The 760-nt window shown below is 71.2% G+C and carries 1 protein-coding gene and 1 pseudogene; both read left to right on the top strand.

Annotation, left to right across the window (positions count from 1 at the left end):
- On the top strand, window positions 1-392 hold a 392-nt coding region (locus tag ACYVE9_RS29320), incomplete at its 5' end, for a PucR family transcriptional regulator (RefSeq protein WP_461030908.1).
- 94 nt (window positions 393-486) lie between these two features.
- Window positions 487-760 (top strand): annotated as a pseudogene (locus tag ACYVE9_RS29315) (ACP S-malonyltransferase); the annotation flags it as partial.

Genomic DNA, 760 nt, shown 5'->3' with positions numbered 1-760 from the left:
CGGGCTCCGCGCAGGCCGCCGCGGCGGGGCTGCGGGCGTGCGCGGCGTGGCCGGACGCTCCCCGGCCGGTGCTGGCCGACGATCTGCTGCCTGAGCGCGCCATGGCGGGTGACCCGGTGGCACGTGACCTGTTGGTGGAGGAGATCTACAGACCGCTGGAGGAGGCGGGCTCGGCGCTGCTGGAGACGCTGAGCGTCTACCTGGAGCAGGCAAGCAGTCTGGAGGGCGCCGCCAGAATGCTGTTCGTGCACCCCAATACCGTGCGCTACCGGCTGCGACGTGTGACGGACGTCACCGGGTGGTCACCCTCCGATGTACGCTCGGCGTTCACCCTGCGTATCGCACTGATCCTCGGACGTCTTGCCGACGACAACGGCCGGCTCCAGGGTTGACGCGCCACTTTGTCGGGGGTCCACAATTCCCCCGACCGTTCTTCGTCTCGGTCCCCACCGGTGGGGACCTCCCTTGACAAGAGAGAGTGTGAGAGTGCTCGTACTCGTCGCTCCCGGCCAAGGCGCCCAGTCGCCCGGCTTCCTGACTCCCTGGCTCGAACTCCCCGGTGTGGCGGACCGCCTCAAGGCGTGGTCCGACGTGGCGGGGCTCGACCTTGTCCGCTACGGGACCGAGGCCGACGCGGACGAGATCCGCGACACGGCCGTCGCCCAGCCGCTGCTGGTCGCGGCGGGGCTCGTCTCCACGCAGGCGCTGCTGGACGGCACCGCACCCGGCGCCGTCCAGGCCGTCGCCGGCCACAGCGTCG

This window comes from Streptomyces sparsus, assembly GCF_054776295.1.
Note: the sequence above shows the minus strand (reverse complement) of the source record. Positions and strands in the feature narration are given on the sequence as shown.